The sequence below is a fragment of the Cytophagales bacterium genome, from assembly GCA_033344775.1.
Lineage (GTDB): Bacteria > Bacteroidota > Bacteroidia > Cytophagales > Cyclobacteriaceae > JAWPMT01.
In genome coordinates this window covers 1,483,440-1,504,245 of record JAWPMT010000004.1, presented here as the reverse complement: position 1 = coordinate 1,504,245, position 20,806 = coordinate 1,483,440, and the positions used below count along the sequence as shown (strand labels likewise).

Below are 20,806 nucleotides of genomic sequence, written 5' to 3'. Positions count from 1 at the left end.
TCGGTTCGAAACCTTGGTGTTTAGAAAACAATTATTTCGCTACTCTGATCACTTACGATGAAAAGAACTTACACCAATACGTGTTTGTGTTTTGTGTTTTTAATAGGTCTGCATCATGCGCAGGCACAATCACTTGAAATTCGTGATCCTGACTTTGAGGCAGTTGATTTTCAGTTGAATGATTTAGTGGAGTCATTCAAAAATATTCACCGCTATAATGAGAGTATCAGGGATCCCTATGAGATCCAGGAAATCGATTCAAATGGCGTCAAACAATATGGGGATAGGATCATTGGTGCTTGGGGTAATGGCTATTATCAAAGATCAGTAGGCTTCAGAACCTATCCGTTTGATCATGATTCTACCATTTATTATCACCATACACCTTCTTTTTATGATCCGTCCAATTTGCCCGCTCAGGAAAAGTGGCAAGAGACTTATCTGAAATGGATTGGCACCGGAGCAGCTCATCAACCTCTTATCAGGGATGTGAGTCGAAGAATTGTAGGATACAGTCGAATGCTTATTGACCAATATGATGAAAGAAAAGTCGAGGATCAACTCTTATATACGGTTGTTAAAAATGGAGTAACCTACTTGTTAAAAGAGTTTGAAGCTGACGGTAACAAGACTTTTCTATTTAGAAGGAGCCAGACAAGTCAGAAGTCTTTCGATGCTTATGTTCACAGTTACGGTATGTTAGGATTAATAGAGGCTTATTGGCTTTTCAAACAACATGGCTTTCCGGATTCCGTACCGGAAAGTGCGTTGATAGATGTGATTTCAAAATCTGCCTATTCCTTTGTTCGTTTTAATCAGCAGTTCTATCAACCGTTGAGGAAAGAAACCTGGTACAATATTCTCATTGATGAAAATAAGAAAACGAATCACAAAGAGAATATCAATTATAGATGCCATGCAATTTGGGCACTTTCCGAGGCGTATAAAATTACTGGTAATGAAGACTTTAGGAGCTTATCGATATCTATTTTTCACAAACTTAAGAAGTATCAAAGAGCGGATGGTTCCTGGAAGACACCTGCTATAGATTCTTTACACGATAGTCACTCTCATTATCACGGGATTATCATCACCGGACTTTCATCGCTGTATAGTATTTCCGATTCAGATGTTGATCTGGGGCAGGAGATTGCTACATGTATTGTCAACTCAATCAATCATTTCATTGATTACAATGACCCAGGTCAACTCGGTCGCAGGATTCGAGGAAACGGAAGAATAACTCAATATAGAAAGGAAACGCCAGCATTGGTAAGTATGGAGGCGATTATGGGATTGTTGATGGCCAGGAGTCTTGTCATCGAAAATCATCCAGGGATTAATGGAAAGGAATATTTGGATGCCATCCTCAGTAGGATGATGAAAATCGCTTTTGTCAGCAAATATGGTCCCGGCCGAAACCAATGGCGGCTTCAATTTAGTAATCCAAAGTCTTCTGGAAGGTATGTGAAAAATACTGGTTTTGCTACACTGGTTTACGGTCTAATTCATGATTACGAATTGAATGGGTTCCACAACCGTTATAAAAAATTTCAAAAAAAGGAAGAATTAATGTTGATAGACGCGCAATCGAAGGGTTTTTCCCAAAGGTTGATGCATTACAGATCAGGTGATACAACTAATTATCAGTGGAACACAGCAGATTACGAATATCCTTATAAATTCATCACATCCGGCAATTTTGATGGAGATAAGAGCGATGATCTGGCAGTGATCACCTATAATCCGGAAACGGAAAAGTACACGCAGTTGCGGGTTTTCTACGGCAATAATATGGTGGCAATTTATAATTTCAATGATGGAAATGAATTTGCCGGATTGGTTGCAGGTGATGTCAATGGCGATGGCCTTGACGATATCTTATTATTAAATAAGACCGGAGGCGATAATACGGTTCGATTTAGGGTAATGGAGGGTAAAAACATTGAAAATGAGCTGTATAAGATTAATTCAGAAGTCCAATTTTCTGCGAATCTACAAGTCGTCTTTGGCGATTTTAATGGAAATGGGGCAGAGGAATTTGCTGTATTCGACCCATCGGCACCTGGTATAAGCATGCACTGGTTTGAGTGGCGCTACAATCCAGGAAAGTCACCAGAAATGCGGTCACTAATCAAATCATCTAATATTTTAAAAGATAAAGCATTTGAATACCTGGATGTAGCCACTGGAGATCTAAACAATGATGGGATAGATGAACTTGCATTACTGATTACTTATTCAGATACCGTCAAACAATTATACACATTTAGGGCTGATGGTCAGTACCTGGAAATTTTAAACGATTACGATGAAAAAGAACTGCTTGTAGATGAGCGTTCCATGACAGGGCTAGTCATGGGTGATTTCTATCCAAACAAGCCTGGTAAGGAGTTAATATTGGTGGAATCTGGCGGTTCCTTTACTGGGTTATACTATTATTCTGCTGCTGATACAGTCATTACCCAATTAAAAAGAACTGAATTGAATATAGGATTTCGTCGGTTGGAAATTACAAGTGGAGATTTTTGATTGAAGGAATAATTCATTCCTGAAAGGCCGACTTTTTTAATTAATCGATTGTGTGCTCATCTTCGAATTGTCCCAGGTAAGCTATTAATCTTGCGGAATCCCCCAGGTAGTGGTAATATTGTTAAAGTATCGACGCTCGACGTATCGACGCTAGACGAATTAATCTGCTTCTATCCGAATGAACAGACATTGCCTGCTTATTGCTGCGATTCTGCTACTTAGTATCCACCCGATCCTTGCTCAGGAGTTTGAGAAGATCAATCTACCAAATGCCATTGTAACCCAGGCTAAAGTAACTTTTGATGGCACTCGAATGGTATTCATGGCCAACTACGACGGTCGATTGAAGCCTTATATTGCCGATTACGAAACAGACAGTGCCCGATGGGGCGACCCGGTACTAATCTTCGACGCGACCACAAACGGTCAGTACGAGTTCCAATACCCGCAACTCAACTTTGATAATTCCCGGTTATTGATTTCCGCCCGACCTCAGGGCAAACCAGACTTTGATATTTATTCCTCTGAACTAACAAGAGGCACATGGTTCGATCCGGTACTGTTAGAGAATGGGATCAACTCAGATCGTGATGACCTGGCACCTTCCGAATCATCCGATGGGAAGAAAATCCTGTTCACCCGACCATTTGCCGCGGAAGAAAAAAAGGATGTTTTCTGCCAGGAGATCTACATGATTGAAAAAGATGAAACGGGGCAATGGCTGGCCCCGCGTGCACTCGCTCCTACTTACAATACCGGTTGTGTTTGCGATCCATTTTTTGCACGGGACAATAAGACATTCTTTTATGCTTCTTACGAAGATGTCAATGATGCTGAAGGTCGCAGGGTCTCTAGAAATCAATTCAACATTTATTGGGCTAAATCGGATGGCGTAAGGTCCTATACGCCGAAACTGGTCAGTTCTATTCAAACCGATGCAGATATTCGTTCATTATCGATTGCAGGAGATAGCACCCTGTATTACACCTACGGAGACATTACTTCTGATAACCAACGAAGGTGGTCTTCCAACATGCGCGGTGGCCCGCTGGAGAGTTCACTCCAACCAGAAGCCATGACCTGTTTGTCAGGTACGGTCACCAAATCAGGTTCCGCAGTAGATGCGAATGTCCGGGTAGTAGACCCCTTTACCGCTCAAGCTTATCAGGACATCATCTGCGACGAGAATGGATACTATCAGTTGTATTTGCCCAGGGATCGGCAATTTTCCGTATTGGCCACCAAAGAAGGACTCTCACTCCAATCGCAATTGATTGCCACGGATGTGGAGGAGATGGAAGTTGATTTCGAGTTGTTTGAGGCGGTCAAAACTTCGTTCAATGTGTTCGATGAGGAATTCTTCTTCCCGATATTCACCATCATCACGATCTACGATAGCACGTACAATCAGTTGGCACAGGTAGGTTCTAACGGAAATGTCGTTTTGGACATTGGACAAGAACTGAATGTGGTTTTTTCTGCGGACAATTACTGGGAAGATACCTTGAGCCTGCCACTGGATCAAGAGGTGCTTTTTGAGAATTTTGATTTTGACATTGTCCTGCGGCGAAAAGTAAAATCCGTAGACCTCACCTTTGAGGATGAAGAAACCGGCAATAGCCTGGGACTTGAATTGACCGTCCTGAATGTTACCCGTAATGAAAAAACCAAACGCCAGGTGAAGGGTGGAAAGATCACCCTGGAATTGCGAGATGGAGAAGTTTATGAGATCAGCACTTCCGCGCAGGGCTACAGTTATTTCAATGCAGAGATAGACCTTACCAAAGAAGAACCTGTAAAAGAGGTGAAAGCGGAGCTTAAATCGGTGAAAAATCAGGCCATCGTATTGAACAACATCACCTTTGAAGTGAACTCCTATAACCTGGGTGCTCAATCTTATGAGGAGTTGGACAAGTTAGTCACCTACCTGCTGGAGAATCCTGACTATCGTGTGGAAGTAGCGGCGCATACAGATGATGTAGGGGGGGAGGAATTCAACCTGACCTTGAGTAATCTCAGGGCCAATTCGGTCCTGGAATATTTACAAGATCATGCCATTACGGTAGAGCGGTTGGTTGCACAGGGGTACGGCGAATCCACGCCTTTGTTTCCTAACGATACTGATACTAACCGGGCTAAGAACCGAAGAGTGGAATTCAAAATTTTAAGTGAAGGCGAATGAGAAAGTTACTGACCCTTTTGTGTTTGTTTGCTTTTGCTGATTTGCTCGGACAAGCTGGTGAATATCGAAAGATACTGGAAGCGCAAAGAAGCCAGACAAAGGACGAATTCTTTTTTGCCTTGCAGGATTTCCAGCGACTCAATCCGCAATTCTCCAATGTGTATTTTCAATTGGCGCAGGCCAATTTGGATTACTTCTCCAGTGCAGATCCGATTATCAGTCGAGCCGCTTCAGTACAGTATATCTACAATGCCAAGATCAATGCGGGTCTGGCCAAAAGCTTCTATGATGAAAAAGAAGCGATCAAAAACCCGGAATGGTACAATTTGCCTAAGATCAGGGAGCGAGACTCATTGGTCATCATGATCAATCAAAAAGTTGATGGCTTGTACGATTCAGTATTGGTTTACACGGATCGATACGAAGCGTTGATCAGCAACTATGATAAAGCGGTGCAGAAATACCTGACGTCTCGTGAAGGCTTTGTGGAGATCAATAACAGTAGTAACAACCTGAGAGAGCTCTTTCTGAAAGCGGACAAATCACTGGAAGATGCCATCGATCAGGTAGGACAGGACTTTGATTCATCGATGTATTACCTGTCAGCATACCGTGATCTTTACCAGCAGATGCCACATCCCAGAAAACGTCAGGTATTGGTCAAACGGCAGCAGATCGAACATTTTCGAATGAACGGCATCACACCTTCCAATTTTCTTGCGGATGAAATTGTGGTTTGGGATTACGGTCAGTGGTCCAAAGACTTCAGGCAGCTTTTAAAAGAAGAAGTAGATGGCCTCAAAGGAGAAATCACAGAAGCCTACCGCTTTTTCCAGGCCACCAATCGTCGCATGTTGCAAGGAGACGAATGCTTACAAGCGAATTTGGAAAACCTGAAACTGCAACGAATCATCAACCTAGTAACGAAGTATGATAATCAATCTATTTTGATCGATGTATTTGCTTATGTCGGAGAGAAGCTGGAATTCGGGAATAAGTTTGTCTATGAGAAGAACTGCAACATCATCGATAATCTCCCTTCAGATGATATCATTTCCCGTAAAGCCCGCGCGTTTCAAAACATCTATGGTTCCTGGTTTGCTGCGGATAGTTCTGCACAATTGATTGAACAATCTCCGCGTAATCAGACGCATTTTTCCTGGTTCTATGACAGTGACATGCCAGAAGGAGCCGTAGGTTTTTCTGGTCAACAGCGACAAGAAAACAAGGAAGCATTTATTGAAGAGCTGGACCGACTCTATGAGCTTTCCGCTATACAAAAAATGGAGCTTTCAGATTCGGTAAGGTTTGCCCGGCAGGATTCTTTATTGTTGTCAGACTATGCGGCATCAGATGGCGATGCGCTGATGATTTATACGAGTATTGAAACATCCGACAGTACACGATTGGTTTATGGGAAACAAGGAGAGGAACTTCGAATGATGTCCATTCAGGAAGATCGGGAGGATTTTAAATTGTTGTGGGAGAAGCCACAAGCAGTGCCTGCTTCCTATTTCAAAGTGTTGGGAGACACCTCTTTTGTGTCTGTTCATCAACAAAACCTCGTTCATTTTTACTCTTCAGGAACCGAGAAAGTCAACCTCAAGTTGCCGGCAGGTAAGATGAAGAACCTGCTTTACAATTACCTGCGAGCCCAATATTCCTTGCTGATACAGGATGCTGAAAATGACACCACTTACCAATTGGTACAAATGGACTATCGGGGAAAGACGACCGCACAAGGCAAGTTCACAACATCGGGTGAAGTGATCACCCACTTTACCAATGGTGATCTAGTCTGGGTTTTTGCGTCCATCAGTAATCCTGATAATACCACGACACTACGCGCTTATACATTTGATGCGACTTTTCAGCCCGTGGGTGTTTTCGATTATCAATTGGCCAATGAGCTGGATGACGTTCGGGTGGTGAAGAATGATGATCAGACATTGACAGTAGCTGCCAGATCAAGCGCTACGGATGAGAAATATGTTTATGCACTACTCAATTATGAAGGGGAAGTTCAGCACGAATCTGTTTTTTAAGGTTTTTTTCCTGCTGGTTGTATGCAGCGTTCAGGCACAGGACATTGACTTTCAAGCCAGTACTACGGCCATTGATGACCTCATTGCACAACAGGACTATGAGCAAGCATACGGTGAACTGAAAGGCTTTCAATCTGCCATTTCCGGTACCGCCTATCAAGAGGAAGACTCTGTCAGGCTGTACTTGTTTTCTAAGCTTTCACAGGTTTACTATCAGCTGGATAGTTGTACACAGGCGATTGAAAACAATAGAGGAGAAGCGGAGCTTCGTATGAACTTATTCGGTCCGTCTGAGATCACAACACTGCAGACCATCAGAAATCTGGGCGTGTATTATTTGAATTGTGGAGAGTACATTCAGGCAGACAGTACCCTGTCGCAAGTGGTGGACCTGCATCAGAAAAATATCGGTAAGATCGATGAACTGTATGTCCGTACTTTAGATGACCTGGCCTTTGCCAAAGGACGTGTAGATCAACCAGACGAAGCAATTGAGATATATGCCAAGATACTGGAAATATTGAGCAACTCACCCAAAGGAGGTTTTTACTATCAGGTGGTCGAAAACTACAGTGCTCTGCTGATGAACAACGAACGTTTCGAGGATGCGGTCCCCTTTTATCCGGAACTTAAAGAATACATGAAGGACCGTGCTGAATACGTCGACTTTTTGAAAGATTATTATAATGTTTTTGTTCATCTAAAGGACTATGCCAAAGCGTATGAGACCAGTAGCAGTATTGTCGAATGGTGTGCGATCGGTCACTGTTTGCCAGAAGTACATTTAAATTTCAATTTAAATGCTGCCCGACTAGCTGTTTTGATGGGTAAATACACGGAAGCCGATCAATATTACTCTGAATGCCAGGAAGCAGAAGGATCAACGACTAATGATGAGATACAGGTGTTGTTGGAGCAGGCAGACGTCAATGGGTACCTGGGCAAACCGTTTGAGCAGGTAGGTGGCCTGGAAAAGTGCCTCGACCTTCATGTTCGCAATGGCCTTACAGATAGTACTTCTTACTCTCGGGTGGTTTTGCGATTGGGGAATTTATTGACACAGTTAGGTCGTTTCGAGAAAGCTGAGACTCTGTTTACCAATTACATCGATGCTCTGGAGCGTGATGCCAGTGCTGATTCTGAAAAGCTGGCACAGGCTTACCAGTCGCTGGGGAATCAAAAGTACTTGCTACGAGATTTCAATGGGGCTGACCTGTACCTCAACAAAGCCCGACAAACTTTGCTCGATCATTCCCTGGAGCAATCAAGGGCTTACGCCTCGGTGCTTAATAGTCTGGGTGCCTTGCAGGAAGGTCTGGCCAATTATGACCAGGCGGAACGATACTACAAAGTTGGGCTGGAGGCTGCTACACAAGAGGATGCAGGCTTGTCATTGCGCGTGGCTCTGGCCGCTAACCTGGCCAATATTATGAATTCTTTTACGCCGGAGAATGATTCGATTGAGCTGTTGTTGAGCAAAGCCATCGGCTGGCAACAAAGCTTGACTGGAGAGAAGCACCCGGAGTATGCCAACTTGTTGAACAAACGAGGGTTGCACTTGCAGGAGACGGAGCAATTTTCTGCCGCCGAGTCAGATTATCAGAAAGCCCTGGAAATTCTGGGCAACTCCGTGGGTAGGTCACATCCCGAATATTTATCGGTGCTGTCTAACCTGGGCTTGTTGTATGATGCACAGGGCAACGATGAAGCGGCTTTGAAATACATGCTGGACGCCAAACAACTGTACGAGCAATTCTATGCGGATGACAATCCGGGCTATGTACTGGCCGTCAATAACCTCGCGAACACCTACACGCGATTGGAACGCTATGACGAAGCGGCACCTTTGTTTGCCTATCTGGCGGACATTGTCCTGAAAGAGATCCGAGAATCTTTCAGCTATCTTTCCGAAAACGAAAAGAAGCAATTCGTAACCGAAAAACGAAAGTTTCAGGACAATTTGAAACGCTACATCGTTTCGCGGTTTACAACAGATCGTGTTGATCCTCAGATGCTGGCTACCTGGTACGAGTTAGAATTGACAATGAAAGGAATCCTGCTGAATTCCACCAAACGAGTTCGTGAACAGATATTCAAAAGTGGCGATGAAAATTTGATTGCACTCTTTTCAGAATGGTCCTTGGCACGCCAGGAGGTAGCTAAACGTCAGTCGCTAAAAAGTGACCTGAGTGCTAACCAGAAACAAGCACTTGATTCTTTGACCCAGAAGATAGCAACGCTGGAAAAAGACATTGCACGAGCATCCGGGGATTTTGAGAACACTTTTGCGGCTGAGAAGTCTGATTTTTCATCAGTCAGTAGTGCTTTAGGTGCTGATGAGTGCAGCATTGAAGTCATTCGTACCGAGATCAATGGCGACAATATTTATACTGCGTTGTTGGCCTTGCCCGGAGCTCAATATCCTGAACTCATCTTGTTAGGAAAAGGGGAGGTATTGGACGAAAAGTCTTTCGCATTCTATAAAAACACCATCAAGTTCAAAATCGATAATGCCAAACCTTTTGATATCTACTGGAAGCCCATCCATGATCGGATCAAGGACCTGGGAATCAAGAAGATCTACTATGCTCCCGATGGCGTTTATCATAAGATTAGCCTGGCCACGCTCTTCAATGGCGAGACCAAGTCTTATTTAATTGAAGATTATGAGCTGGTACAATTGACATCCACCAAAGACATTGCACGGGTAAAACAACCAGCATCAGGGATAGATACATCAAAAAAGATCTTGTTGATGGGACGGCCCACTTATACTTTTTCAGGAGAAAATAGTGGCAGTATTGCTGGTACCAGAGGTCTGGCGTCTTTTGAAAATATTGCAGATCTGCCCGGAACGGAGGCAGAGGTCACTGAAATCAACGCGACGCTTGGCGAAAAACAATTGCAACCGACCTTGTTGCTGGGTGAGGAATCTACTGAAGCCAATTTCAAGGCCAATCTGGATCATGACATCATCCATATCGCGACACACGGATTTTTCATCGATAAGCGACCAGGGTTAGGGGAGTACCTGGACCCGATGTTGTATTCAGGCTTATTGTTGGCCGGTGCCAGTGAGGAGTCCACCATGGCCAATACCGGCGAAGATGGTGTGCTGACCGCCTACGAGATCATGAACATGGAATTCAGCAACCTCGACATGATCGTGCTTTCTGCCTGCGAAACCGGAACCGGTCAGGTGGCCTCCGGTGAAGGAGTTTATGGACTACAACGTGCGTTTTTTGTGGCGGGAGCCAATACCTTGATCATGTCCCTTTGGAAAGTGGATGATAATGCCACCAAGGAGTTAATGATCGCTTTCTACCGCAATTACCTGAAGACCGGAGACAAACGCGCTTCTTTCCTTGATGCGCAGAAAAAGGTGAAAAAGAAGTACAAATCACCCGTGTACTGGGGAGCGTTTGTGATGGTGGGAAGTTAACTGCCAAACCTTCTACCAGATGGAGCTTTTCAGCCCATATTTCACCACTCATCATTTTATATCAGGATATCCAAACCTTGGATAGTCAATGGTGTTATATGACTTTGAGAGCGGTAGTCGTGAAATAATGTGGCTGCCTGTCTTATTCTTAAACCACCTAGCTAACACACCATGTCTGTAGACTATATCATTCACAAGAAGAAGAGAATTCTTGAGGCGGATTACTCGCTTTGTGAGACCAAAGATGACTTTTATAAAAAGATTGATGAGCTGACGGAAGAAGTTGCTGCTTCGAAGGATCAGGTACGTGTATTGACAGACGTCACCTTCGCCAATGTGGGTAATGATTTTTTGAGTCGCGCAAAGACCAAAGCCAAGCCACTGCAACATAAGGTCGATAAATCTGCGATTTTGGGCGTCACAGGATTCAAGAAGCTTATTCTAAATGCCTATACCAAATATACTGGGAGCAAGATGCGGGCCTTTACTTCCAGAACAGAAGCACTAGATTACCTGGCTTCGGATTAAACTTCATCGCTACTATCGCTAAAAGGTGATTCCTATTAGCTGAAAAGGTAGTCTTCGTTTAAGCCAGACCGGATCATTCGAGATCCTGCTTTTTTCTTGCGTCACGAAACGTTATTTTTAGTTGGCAATTCAGCATGACGTATGAAAAACTTTGAGCAGCGGCTGACAGGAGGCCATCCTAATTCTCTGGGGAATACCCTGGAGGTGGTGGAGGAAGTATTTGCAGATCATTCGTTGTTTGAGGAGTTATTCAATTGCTACTTCAGTGACGATGAAGTGGTTCGTTTGCGGACTTCAAATGCGGTTAAGCGGGTTTGTAAAGCCCATAAACAAGTACTTATTCCCTACATTGATCGTTTACTAACGGAGATTGCTGCGATTGATCAGGCTTCTACACAATGGACGCTGGCCAACTTATTCGATCTATTGTCAATAGACATGTCCAAAGATCAGTTAGAGCAAGCAGAAGCGTTGTTGAAAAATAACCTGGCTCATCATCAGGATTGGATCGTGCTGAACAATTCTATGGAAACATTGGGAAAATGGGCCAAAAAAGATCCTATGTTGAAGGCATGGTTATTGCCACATTTGCAAAGACTTGCCGGGGATACCCGGAAATCGGTGGCTCGAAGAGCCGATAAACTTTTAAAAATATTTAGTTAATCCATGTATCGTCTTTTATTCATTGCCTTGTTGTGGGCTTGCCAAAGTCCGACCCAGGAAGCTGCCGGCGGAGGATCAGTATTCGAAGAACAACCCGTAGCGGAAATCCAGGACCCCCAGGAAATCCCTGTTCCGGAAGGATATAATATACTAGAACGAGTCGATGGCGACCTGGATAAAGATGGAATCGAGGAGGCTGTTGTAGCGTACAATACAGCTGAAATCGATGAAGGCTCTTTCAAGAATGTTGAGCGAGATTTGATCATCTACAAACAGCAAGCAGGTAAATGGGTGAAGTGGAAATCCTCATTGCAGGCCTTGTACGGGAGTAGAGACGGAGGCATGATGGGTGATCCGTATGATACCATGTCCATTGAGATTGGAATACTGAACATTCAGCATTTTGGTGGAAGTTCCTGGAAATGGTCGGTGACGGATAAATACCGCTATCAGGACAATGAGCTTTTTCTCATCGGTTATACCAGTACTTCAGGTGCACCATGCGAATACTTTGTGAATGCAGATTTTAATGTATCTACCGGGAAGATCATCATAGAAAAAGAATGGGAAAACTGTGATGACGAAAATGCCGAGAACAAGAAAGTAAGTGAAACCTCTTTAGTCCAGGGATTGAAAGTTACCTTGCAAAACAGACACGACAAGCGTATCCATATCGTGACGCCAAAAGAGAAACTGGAGGTTTTTGTGTCTACCGGGCCCAATTAACCATTTCTAATCCTCGATTGTATCGAGGATTCCTAAGTTGTCGCGATTAGATCGCCTTGCAGAACCTGGAACAGGATTAAACCAGGTCTTCGACTTGAGAGAAGAAAAGCATTACCTAGGTAAGTACTTCTCAGGAATTGGATTTTCCTCGGATTCGGCAGTCCAGTAAATATTCACGATCCACCATCTATCTACACTTTTCATGAGCTGGATGCTGTTGATGCCCCGGGCAAAAGGTTTTTCATCCTTTTCCGATCGATAGGACTCATAGGTACTGAAAATATGTGTGACTTGACCAAAAGATTCCTCTACCCGGTTGATTTCAATTTCAAAGAAACCATTCTCTTCAAGCCACGCGCCAGATCTTTCGATGTATCCTTCCGGGCTTAGCGCCAGGTAGGTGATTATGCCGTCTTCGTTTTTGAAACTAGGAATCAATTGCGCATCGTCCGTAAAGAGGAATTTGAACAACTCCCAGTCCCTTTTCTCGCCAGCTTCTCCGGAGATAACACCATAGAGCGTTTCAATTGTGGAATCAAGTGTTTTTACTTTTTCCAGATAGGAATCTTGTGCTGTGGCGCAGCAAGTGAATAAAATAAGGAGAAAAGAAGCAGTCAATTTCAGGATAGCGCGCATGAGCAAGATGATTAGTGCTATCTAAAACTAAGCACTTTCGATTAGAGTATGGTCCGGATTTCTATAAGCGGATCACTCCACCTTTTCAAAGAAGTTGTAAACGCCATACGCTTCAGGGAAGTAGTCCGTCCGGAGTTTGTTGCCATCAAAGACCAATTCAACACCATTTCGTTCTGTAGTTTCCAGATAATTCCAGAAGCCATAAGATTGTCCATTCGGAGAAAAGTAGTAGGCTTTGGCAATCTCTTCTTTGATCACTTTGCCATTGTGCCCGAACCTGATCTGACCTTCTTCTGTCAATTCAATTTCATAGGAACCATCCGTATCATCCGCCGAGATCAATTGACCATTTTTCACCGAATACACCCATTTCCAGCTTCCAGTTGCTTCAGGTTGTTCTTTTGAAAATCGCAGCCATCTGGCCGTTTCTCTAGCGATTCCCTCCACTGCGTAGGGAACATCCTTGCGATTGATCTCCTGAGTTTCATGATTGAAATACAGGGTGTGCATGTATTCGTGGATGATCATTCTGCTGGCAGCAACGGAATCATTATTATCAAGGTATCGGTTGAAATGGTGCTTTGATACCCGAATATAGGGGCAGCCCAACGGTGTGAACCCTGCTGTCATTGTACTCCAATTCCTGGCTTTCATTTCCTCAGCAGGCATGAATTCCAGAACGATATCCATGACGTGATCTTCGGTATCAATCATATCTAATTCTTCCATTCCGGCCGACCGGCAATGGATGTCAAAGCGTTCTTCGTGTGCCTCCAACAGGCTGCTCAGGATTTCTTTATTGGTCATTTCTTCTCTGAGGTATGGACGCTTGAATTCCATCGGCGTATTGAGCACTGCATGTTGGAAATAATCGGAATTAATGATCTCTGTAATCAAAGGAGGGAGGCTCACGATAAATGAGTTCATCTGAACTTCTTCTGAAGAAAGTCCATAAACAGCATGAATACGTACTTCTGTTTGATTCCCCTGCCCAAATAGAAAACCACTACAGTTCAATAGAGAAAGGAATAAGGTCAACTTCATACATGAAATATTGAAGCTTCTTGCATTCATTTCCTAAAGATAGAAGAATCGAAAGTGTGTATCTTACTTGTGCTCATTCAAATAGGGATACACTGAGGTCCTCGAAGTGTAACCCTCCGTAGGTACAAGGATTCCTGATTGGGATCTATTGCTAATCCTCGTTTGTAACGAGGATTGCTAAAGTATCGCGATTATATCGCGTTCTGGAACCTTCGTATGATCACATTTTCCCATCCTATCTAGCGGAAGTTTGCAACTTTCGCTATTTAATGAATTGGAGTTTATGTTTCCTATCCAATTTACGTTTGCGACCAGGTAGGATTGGGTTCTCGTACAAAGCAACTAGGTAGCCTGCTGATGTTTGGTCATCCCACCCATCACCAGTTTCATGATCCTGATTTTTGCCCATCTTTGTACGGTTCGCAAGGAATAAACCAATAGTTTGGTAAGCCCTCCCGGGAGCACGGTCATTTTTGACCCCAGTGCTTTTAATATCTCGGAGCTAAGGTCTTCTGGTTTCATTACACCATCCATTACCATATTGGCTCGTTTGGCGAAAGAAGTTGCCACGGGACCAGGAGCTGCCGCCAACACATCTACATTTTTTTCCTTCAGTTCATGATAGAGTCCCTCTGCCAGACTTTGGACATAGGCTTTTGTAGCTGCATAGTGTGCGGTATAGGGTGTACCCTGAAATCCGACCATGGAACTCATCAAGATGATGCCTCCTTGTTGTTTTTCAGCAAAGTATTGAGAGAAATAATGTGTCATTTCCAATAATGCTCGACAATTGACTTCCAGCATATTTAATTCTTCATGGATGGAGGAATTAATAAAATAGCCAGAAGTCCCAAAACCTGCATTAGCAATCAACAATCCTACGTTCTTATTTTGCGTGGCATTGATGATTGCTTCAATAGGATCAGCACCTAGATCCATGCCGAGTACTGCCGCCTTAACCTGATATTTCTTTTGGATCTCTTCTTTCAAGCGTTCCAGCGCCGTGGTATTTCTAGCTACCAATAAGACATTAATGCCACATTTAGCCACTTCGATTGCCAGCCATTTTCCAATGCCACTGGAGGCTCCGGTAATCACCGCCCACTCGCCATATTTTTTGTGGAACTTACTTATGAAGTTTTTACTAAGACTCATTTTGCTGAAAGTTTATTGGATTGATTTTCTAGCTTTTCTTTGAAACCACCCAGCCAGATGTCATGAAGTTTCTGCAGTTTATTTGGGAGGAATACTTTCTGCAGTTTGGCTAACGTGCCTGTCTGCGTTTCATCCGTGATGAGCAGACATCCGTTCTCATTTTGGACAATTAGCCAGGAATGAACCGCATGTAATTTTGGATGGTTCGTTTCCCAGGTCAATCGTTCATTTGGAATGTATTCAATGACCTGAGCATCGAAATCCCTATTCATGGTATGGAATTTCAATTGAGATGCTGACCTGATCATTCCATTTTCATCATTGAGCACTTCAACATTTTGCATGCCTTCGTACCATTCTGACCATGATTCTGCCTGGATCAATAAGTTCCAGACTTCTTCCGGCCGAGCCTCAACCTCTATGCGGTTGTGGATATAGAAATCTACTTCGGAGGGGCTTGCTTCTTTAGGCCAATTGATTTGGTCATTGTATGGCTCACCCGTTTCAATGCGTTTTTTTAGGGAATAGCAACTGCTAACAGCCAATAGCAGTGACACCCAAACTAGAGATGGTTTTAACATGATTTTTGCTTTTCAGCAAAGTTGGATCGGGGGTGTCCTCAAAAACGATAACAAATGTTTACGTTTTATTCAGGTCTTGCTTTTTCAACCGACTAAGATGAATAGAGGTGATGCCCAGATAGGAGGCAATCATATGTTGAGGTACCCGGTTGTGGATGTTGGGAAATACTTCTGTGATGGTGTCATAACGTTCTTTTGGTGTACGGGTGTACTGATTCTTGATCCGATTGTCTTGATATATGAAATAGAATTCCGCGATCAGTCGACCCATTTTATCTCCTTCTGTAAGGTTACTGTAACCCCATTCGATGGCATTTCTGGGCAATACGATCACTTCTGTTTCTTCCAGTGCTTCAAGGGTATATAGGCTATGCTCTTTCCTCATGAATGCTGAATAATCACATATGAATTGATTTTCTAACGCAAAATGTATGGAATGTTCGTTGCCTTCCTTATCAAGAACGCTGACCCGTACGATTCCGGAAACAATGAAAAACACTTCGTTGGGATAAGTCTGGGGCCGGCTGAGTACTTCCTTTCGTTTCAGCTTTTTCGGAAAGCACCTGCTAAGAAAGTCATCCAACTCCTCTTCGGAGATATTGATCATTTGTTGCATTGCAAATTGAAGTGCTTCCATGACGGTGTAATTCCTATACTAGGATAACAACTTTCTTTGAATCGCAGTTATTTCTTTTTGCTTATCTCTTTTTCGCCCAGTCCCAATCTTCGTTTATAACGAGGATTCCTAAAGTATCGCGATTTTATGGCGTGATGCAACTACTGTTTTTTGACCATATCAGCATAGTCCTTAAGCACAAGTTTGATGCTGGTAATGACCAGTTCCGGGTCTTCCCATTGGACGAAATGACCGGCATCCCCGCTATATAGAAGCATGCCACGCTCTACTGACTGAATGACATCTGTCCACCTCGAAACCCGATGTTTCAATTTCGATCGGAAATAGCGTTCCTCATCGTACTCCTTAGATTGCTTTTCCACGGGTTTACCAAATTTCCCGCCTACAATGATATGGACAGGGATGTTGGGCAATGGTGTGGATTGGATGGCGTCGAAATTTTTTAGTCGCATGGCTTCCAGGGCCTGGCCCTCTCGCTGAATGGCGGGTGGGGCATTTACCCTACGTGTTGCACGATTTTCGATTTCCATTTGAATGTGCTGATCGATCTGATCATCATTCCAGTCCAGTACCTCATAATAATCCCGTTTGTTCAGCTGTGTCTCTGTGAAGTCGCCAGGGTCTACGATCACCAATCCCGCCAACTTATGAGGGTAGTAAACTGCAAAACCTCGCACGTAGATACCTCCAAGAGAATGTCCAACCAAAATGTAGGGTGGTTCCAGTTTAAGGTAATGAAGCAGTCTTACTAGTCGATTAGCGACATTCACTGGTGTCGGTATTTCATCCACTGCTTCAGACTCCCCGATGCCAGGTCGGTCATAAGCGAGGATGGCTCCCAAATTGAGGCTATCTGCAATGATCTTATCCCAATTGCCCATGGGGGTACCTGCTCCGCTTTCGAAAATCAATAGCGGTTCTCCGGTTTTTCGTTCTTCAATACCAATGGTATTGACCCGAATTTTCACACCATCTACTTGCACAAATTGAGGTTGCGCAAGCGACGAATAACAATAGATCAGCCAAAGACCAGAAGCGATGATCCATTTCATATCCATAAGCATTTGAGAGGGAGTAAACGTCTCAAGCCCCCGATAGGAACTTGAGACTTTGACCTTTGGGTTTTTATTCAGGTTGTAGCAGGATGCTTTCGTACCCGATAAAGCTTACCTGTAATTCTTCATTTTTGCTGGCGGAGATGGTGAAATTTCCTTCCAGATCGGATACGGTGCCTCGCGTTGTACCAATCACGACAACATTGACGCCAGGCAGTGCTTTTTGATCACTACTCATGATTTTTCCAGTCCATTGACCATTGTCGAATTTCGCGTCAAGTTGGAATTTTTCGTAATCCGTGGTGACTTCTTCCAGAATGATGCTCCCTCCAGGGTTTCCGTCTTTACTTACAAATTCATTCATTATTTTGAACTGTATAGGCATGACCATCCTTACCCTCACGGATTTTCCTCGCTGCTTTCCAGGATTGAATTTATTCACACTTTTTACCACCCGTACCGCTTCCTCATCACATCCATACCCAATACCATCGATGGCTTTTACCTCAGAAAGCGTTCCGTCCTTTTCTACTATAAATTGGACATTCACGATCCCTTCGATATTATTTTTACGAGCTTCCTTGGGGTATTTGATATTACTCGCGACCTGTTTGTAAAACGCGGGCATTCCTTCCTCATACTCAGGTTCTTCTTCCACCAGGGTAAACAAGTTACTCTCGGCTTGAGATTTTTCTGATATATAATTAAAGTGCCTGCTATCTTTCTTCAGTGCGATAAAGATCCGTTGAGATTCCCGGTCAATGTTAAGCGTATGGATTGCATCGGGATCCATTTCTTTCAATGCTTCGATCTTCTCAAAATTATTGTCTTCGGGAATCGCCACGCTGACAAACGCGAGTTCATCTTTTAAGGAGGCGAGCTCAGCCTTCATGTCGGCAGGAAGTTGGTCAAAGGTGATGGAACTACTATTTTCTCCCATCTCCTTCAGGTTGTTATCAATTTCTTCGCTACATGCGAATGCGATCAGTAATATCGCACCAAGAGCCGTCAGTGCCCCCAGCTTCCAGGGACGGACTGTTTTTGCTTTTTGCTTCATTGCATTTAATCGTTTGAAAATAAATCCATCATGGAAAGAGCTGGCCAGGCTTAATCCATGAGTGGCTAAAGTTGAACTGATCAGTATAGACGAATACTGGTCGATGTGATACGTTTTCAAGGCGTATGCATCGGCCTGGTACTCGTGTATTTTTCTAATTTCTTTGTTGAGGAACCAAATGGTAGGTACCCACCAGAAGCACACTTTGAAGAGTTCGAGGAACAGTAAGTCATAAGAGTGGCCTAGCGAAACGTGTGCTTTTTCATGCTTTAATATCACGTGGTAATCTTCGTGTTCCATATTGATCTTTTCATTGAGGAAGATCCAGTTGAAAAAGGTAAAACTGCCTTGTACTTGTGCTACTTTTCTAACATGGAAGTTGTGAAATCGCTCATGGTTGCTTTTGCGTTCCAGGCGAATGATCTGGAAAATATTTGCCAGGAATTTGAGTAACAGAAAACCGCTGATGGTGAGGTATATATAAAGGAAAAGTTCGGGTGTCCAAATAGAGGTTTGTGCCGGGGTGGCTACGGGAAGTACATTGACTGCCATTGGCTGTAATTCGATGGCACCTACTACCGCTTGATCCTCACCAAAAGAGATTTTGGGCAATTTCAGGAGCGGAATGATCAACGCCAGCAAGGATGAGCCGATCAGGTAGATGCGCATCTTCTGGTATTGGCGTTCTTTTCGAAGCAATACCCCATAACCCAGGATAAGTGCCAGGTGGATCGCGCCCAATTCCAATAGATAATTACTCATGATTGCTTGTTTTTTAGTTCTTTTAGGAGCTCTTCCAATTCATTCAGACTCAGGTTTTCTTCCTTGGTGAAGAAGGACACCATTTTCTGATAAGATCCGCTGAAATATTTGCCTACAAATCCAGTCATGAATTTGCTCGTATACTCCTCTTTGGAGATCATCGGATGATATTTGTGAGACTGCCCGTGAGCTTCATGTCCCACAAAGCCCTTTTGTTGCAAAATCCGCACCAGGGTAGAAATGGTACTGTAAGCAGGTTTAGGCTCCGGAAACTTCGCGATAATGTCTTTGACAAATCCCGATTCCAGGTCCCATAGTACCTGCATGATCTCTTCTTCTGCTTTGGTTAATTCCTTCATTTAATTTTTCTCTGAACTAAAACTTTAGCTCGAAACTAAAAGCTTAGTCAGGAATAAACAAGAAAACCTGACTAAAAATTTAGTTGGGTAGTGAATTGACTTAATAAAACCACTCGCGGCGCTCCCTGGATCATTGTGCGCTTTATAAATGAAGTCACAACTTTTATGATCATAGGGGAGTCTGCGAGTGATCACCTACCTGGTGAAAGTTTGCCACTTGCGCCTATAGATAGATTAAGAGTTTTCCAACTCCCCGATTCATAACCCGATTCCTTATCAATCGAATTATTATTCAAATCGAGGAATTCAATCCTGATCTCACTAACTTTCTTCATGATCAATACTCAAAATCAATGAAGTCTTTCTGGTTAGTAGCGTTTGGTTGCTTTGTTCAGTTGTCGCTTTTGGCGCAGCCATTACAATATGGTGAAACCAGGTATTTCAGTTTCAAGAACAACTTCTGGATCAACCTGCATCATTTCCTGTATCAAGAGGCCTCGGGAAGTCAGCTGAGACACTTGCAAGAAGACGGAATGACATTTCTTGATATTGGAGAGGCGCCGATAAGAAAAGGGCTCTCACAAGAAGATCAGGAAATACTACAACAAGCCATCAGCTATTACACGAAAAAACTGGTCGCTAAGGACCTGAGAACGGACCTTGGGCAAATGCGGACCTGGTTTCGCAAGCAACCTGAAAATGGCCAAATTACAGATACACGATTCACCAGGGAATTTACGGCTATACTGAATAGGGTTGCTCCGATCTATCGGTCTAACTTCTGGCAACTCCATGAATCTCATAACTGGGAAATCATGGATCAACACATTGAGCGGATTTACCAGATAGAGGAGGCCATGATCCGAAAAATGGAAGAAATGTCTGCGAATGTCTGGCCTGCTGAAACAAAGGTACGTGTGGACTTGACAACCTATGGCTCCTGGTCCAGTGCCTATTCCAGTTCAAGGCCTATCATGAATCTGGTGATCTCCACCATCGATCCAGGCCATGAGACAAGTGAATTCATCGAAACGACGTTTCATGAAGGGACTCATTTGCTTTACCTGTTCGATCAAAGTCCGGTTAGAGATGAAATATATAATCAGGCAGAAGCACGAGAAATGGATTTCCCTCGTGGACTCTGGCACGCATGGTTGTTTTACCTCTGTGGCAAAGCCACGCAAGAGGAATTGGCTGCTTTTGACGAGTCGCACCAGCTCACGATCGACACGAAGAATGTCTTTTCCAATTACAATACACCAGCCTTACGAACCATACTGGATCGCTATTACGAAGGGAAGTTGGATATGAAGGAAGCAGTGAAGACCCTCCTGGATGATCTGGCTTCGAAATAGCCCCTGACGCCCCTGGCGAAGGTTTGCAACTTTCGCCTATAGATAAA

Annotated in this window: 16 protein-coding genes; 8 read left to right on the top strand and 8 right to left on the bottom strand. The window is 43.6% G+C overall.

Features of this window, described 5'->3' with window-relative positions; genetic code table 11:
* The first annotated feature begins 57 nt into the window (after positions 1-57).
* From R8G66_15310 to R8G66_15280, 7 genes are all read left to right on the top strand, one after another.
* Positions 58-2,532 carry an FG-GAP-like repeat-containing protein gene (locus tag R8G66_15310; protein MDW3193738.1) on the top strand — a complete coding sequence of 825 codons (2,475 nt, stop codon included), beginning with the start codon at positions 58-60 and terminating at the stop codon, positions 2,530-2,532.
* Positions 2,533-2,710: 178 nt separating this feature from the next.
* Positions 2,711-4,714, top strand: a complete 2,004-nt coding sequence (locus tag R8G66_15305) for an OmpA family protein (protein MDW3193737.1) — start codon at positions 2,711-2,713, stop codon at positions 4,712-4,714.
* Positions 4,711-6,759, top strand: coding sequence for a hypothetical protein (locus R8G66_15300; GenBank protein ID MDW3193736.1), 2,049 nt, complete (start codon positions 4,711-4,713; stop codon positions 6,757-6,759). Before R8G66_15305 ends, R8G66_15300 begins: the two co-directional genes overlap by 4 nt.
* A complete protein-coding gene (locus R8G66_15295; protein MDW3193735.1) occupies positions 6,725-10,201 on the top strand; it encodes a CHAT domain-containing tetratricopeptide repeat protein in 3,477 nt (1,158 codons plus the stop codon). The genes R8G66_15300 and R8G66_15295 overlap by 35 nt, the downstream gene beginning before the upstream one ends.
* Positions 10,202-10,372: 171 nt before the next feature.
* Positions 10,373-10,729: a hypothetical protein gene (locus R8G66_15290; protein ID MDW3193734.1), complete on the top strand. Its 357-nt coding sequence runs from the start codon at positions 10,373-10,375 to the stop codon at positions 10,727-10,729.
* 141 nt (positions 10,730-10,870) lie between these two features.
* On the top strand, positions 10,871-11,392 hold the full coding sequence (locus tag R8G66_15285; protein ID MDW3193733.1) for a hypothetical protein: 522 nt from the start codon (positions 10,871-10,873) through the stop codon (positions 11,390-11,392).
* A 3-nt stretch (positions 11,393-11,395) separates the two neighbouring features.
* Positions 11,396-12,118, top strand: coding sequence for a hypothetical protein (locus tag R8G66_15280; protein ID MDW3193732.1), 723 nt, complete (start codon positions 11,396-11,398; stop codon positions 12,116-12,118).
* Positions 12,119-12,229: 111 nt separating this feature from the next.
* Here the strand turns inward: R8G66_15280 and R8G66_15275 are convergent, their stop codons facing one another.
* The 8 genes from R8G66_15275 to R8G66_15240 form a co-directional block, all read right to left on the bottom strand.
* A complete protein-coding gene (locus tag R8G66_15275) occupies positions 12,230-12,754 on the bottom strand; it encodes a hypothetical protein (GenBank protein ID MDW3193731.1) in 525 nt (174 codons plus the stop codon).
* 72 nt (positions 12,755-12,826) lie between these two features.
* A complete protein-coding gene (locus R8G66_15270; protein MDW3193730.1) occupies positions 12,827-13,798 on the bottom strand; it encodes a hypothetical protein in 972 nt (323 codons plus the stop codon).
* Between the two features lie 342 nt (positions 13,799-14,140).
* Positions 14,141-14,953, bottom strand: a complete 813-nt coding sequence (locus R8G66_15265) for an SDR family oxidoreductase (protein ID MDW3193729.1) — start codon at positions 14,951-14,953, stop codon at positions 14,141-14,143.
* Positions 14,950-15,534: an SRPBCC domain-containing protein gene (locus tag R8G66_15260; protein MDW3193728.1), complete on the bottom strand. Its 585-nt coding sequence runs from the start codon at positions 15,532-15,534 to the stop codon at positions 14,950-14,952. The genes R8G66_15265 and R8G66_15260 overlap by 4 nt, the downstream gene beginning before the upstream one ends.
* Before the next feature lie 58 nt (positions 15,535-15,592).
* Entirely contained in the window at positions 15,593-16,171 is a 579-nt protein-coding gene (locus tag R8G66_15255) for a Crp/Fnr family transcriptional regulator (protein MDW3193727.1), read from the bottom strand.
* A gap of 140 nt (positions 16,172-16,311) precedes the next feature.
* Entirely contained in the window at positions 16,312-17,223 is a 912-nt protein-coding gene (locus tag R8G66_15250; protein MDW3193726.1) for an alpha/beta hydrolase, read from the bottom strand.
* Between the two features lie 73 nt (positions 17,224-17,296).
* Complete coding sequence (locus R8G66_15245; protein ID MDW3193725.1) at positions 17,297-19,045, bottom strand: TonB family protein; 1,749 nt, start codon at positions 19,043-19,045, stop codon at positions 17,297-17,299.
* A complete protein-coding gene (locus R8G66_15240; GenBank protein MDW3193724.1) occupies positions 19,042-19,404 on the bottom strand; it encodes a BlaI/MecI/CopY family transcriptional regulator in 363 nt (120 codons plus the stop codon). Before R8G66_15240 ends, R8G66_15245 begins: the two co-directional genes overlap by 4 nt.
* Before the next feature lie 353 nt (positions 19,405-19,757).
* Between R8G66_15240 and R8G66_15235 the strand changes: the two genes are divergently transcribed.
* Positions 19,758-20,759, top strand: coding sequence for a hypothetical protein (locus R8G66_15235; protein ID MDW3193723.1), 1,002 nt, complete (start codon positions 19,758-19,760; stop codon positions 20,757-20,759).
* The last annotated feature ends 47 nt before the right edge of the window (positions 20,760-20,806 follow it).

Excerpts from the sequence above, each read along its gene's own strand:
- R8G66_15310 (MDW3193738.1), top strand. The coding sequence starts at position 58 with ATGAAAAGAACTTACACCAATACGTGTTTGTGTTTTGTGTTTTTAATA.
- R8G66_15305 (MDW3193737.1), top strand. The coding sequence starts at position 2,711 with ATGAACAGACATTGCCTGCTTATTGCTGCGATTCTGCTACTTAGTATC.
- R8G66_15300 (MDW3193736.1), top strand. The coding sequence starts at position 4,711 with ATGAGAAAGTTACTGACCCTTTTGTGTTTGTTTGCTTTTGCTGATTTG.
- R8G66_15295 (MDW3193735.1), top strand. The coding sequence starts at position 6,725 with ATGAAGGGGAAGTTCAGCACGAATCTGTTTTTTAAGGTTTTTTTCCTG.
- R8G66_15290 (MDW3193734.1), top strand. The coding sequence starts at position 10,373 with ATGTCTGTAGACTATATCATTCACAAGAAGAAGAGAATTCTTGAGGCG.
- R8G66_15285 (MDW3193733.1), top strand. The coding sequence starts at position 10,871 with ATGAAAAACTTTGAGCAGCGGCTGACAGGAGGCCATCCTAATTCTCTG.
- R8G66_15280 (MDW3193732.1), top strand. The coding sequence starts at position 11,396 with ATGTATCGTCTTTTATTCATTGCCTTGTTGTGGGCTTGCCAAAGTCCG.
- R8G66_15275 (MDW3193731.1), bottom strand. The coding sequence starts at position 12,754 with ATGCGCGCTATCCTGAAATTGACTGCTTCTTTTCTCCTTATTTTATTC.
- R8G66_15270 (MDW3193730.1), bottom strand. The coding sequence starts at position 13,798 with ATGAAGTTGACCTTATTCCTTTCTCTATTGAACTGTAGTGGTTTTCTA.
- R8G66_15265 (MDW3193729.1), bottom strand. The coding sequence starts at position 14,953 with ATGAGTCTTAGTAAAAACTTCATAAGTAAGTTCCACAAAAAATATGGC.
- R8G66_15260 (MDW3193728.1), bottom strand. The coding sequence starts at position 15,534 with ATGTTAAAACCATCTCTAGTTTGGGTGTCACTGCTATTGGCTGTTAGC.
- R8G66_15255 (MDW3193727.1), bottom strand. The coding sequence starts at position 16,171 with ATGGAAGCACTTCAATTTGCAATGCAACAAATGATCAATATCTCCGAA.
- R8G66_15250 (MDW3193726.1), bottom strand. The coding sequence starts at position 17,223 with ATGAAATGGATCATCGCTTCTGGTCTTTGGCTGATCTATTGTTATTCG.
- R8G66_15245 (MDW3193725.1), bottom strand. The coding sequence starts at position 19,045 with ATGAGTAATTATCTATTGGAATTGGGCGCGATCCACCTGGCACTTATC.
- R8G66_15240 (MDW3193724.1), bottom strand. The coding sequence starts at position 19,404 with ATGAAGGAATTAACCAAAGCAGAAGAAGAGATCATGCAGGTACTATGG.
- R8G66_15235 (MDW3193723.1), top strand. The coding sequence starts at position 19,758 with ATGAAGTCTTTCTGGTTAGTAGCGTTTGGTTGCTTTGTTCAGTTGTCG.